The 595-nt window shown below is 66.6% G+C and carries 1 protein-coding gene; it reads right to left on the bottom strand.

All coding sequences use genetic code 11. The annotated features are described in order from the left end of the window. A partial coding sequence (locus B1748_RS36220) for a collagen-like protein (RefSeq protein WP_179216021.1) occupies positions 1 to 595 on the bottom strand: 595 nt, incomplete at both ends.

Here is a 595-nt window from a genome sequence, read left to right as displayed (position 1 = left end):
CGCCAGTTGAACCGGTTGCTCCGGTGGATCCAGTAGTGCCGTTGGCGCCAGTTGGCCCAGTCGGCCCCGTCGGGCCAGTCACACCATCGGCCCCCGGTGGTCCAGTCGGTCCCGTGGATCCAGTAGCGCCGTCGGCGCCAGTTGGCCCAGTCGGCCCCGTAGATCCAGTAGCGCCATCAGCGCCAGTTGGCCCGGTCGGTCCTGTGGATCCAGTAGCACCGTCAGCGCCCATTGGACCAGTAAGTCCAGTCGGGCCAATTACACCGTCAGCGCCAGTGGCTCCTGTCGGCCCTGTAGATCCAGTAGCGCCATCGGCGCCAGTTACACCATTGGCACCCGTTGGTCCAGTCGGTCCCGTGGATCCAGTAGCGCCATCGGCACCAGTTGGTCCGGTCGCGCCGATGGCACCAGTAGCGCCGTCGGCGCCAGTTGGACCGGTTGCTCCAGTGGAACCCGTAGCGCCGTCAGTGCCTGTTGCTCCTGTTGGTCCTGTGGATCCAGTAGCGCCGTCAGCACCTGTTGGCCCGGTCCGTCCCGTCGGGCCAGTCACGCCGTCGGTACCCGTTGGTCCAGTCGGTCCCGTGGATCCAGTAGC

Source organism: Paenibacillus sp. MY03 (assembly GCF_002165585.1).
GTDB lineage: Bacteria > Bacillota > Bacilli > Paenibacillales > Paenibacillaceae > Pristimantibacillus > Pristimantibacillus agaridevorans.
Note: the sequence above shows the minus strand (reverse complement) of the source record. Positions and strands in the feature narration are given on the sequence as shown.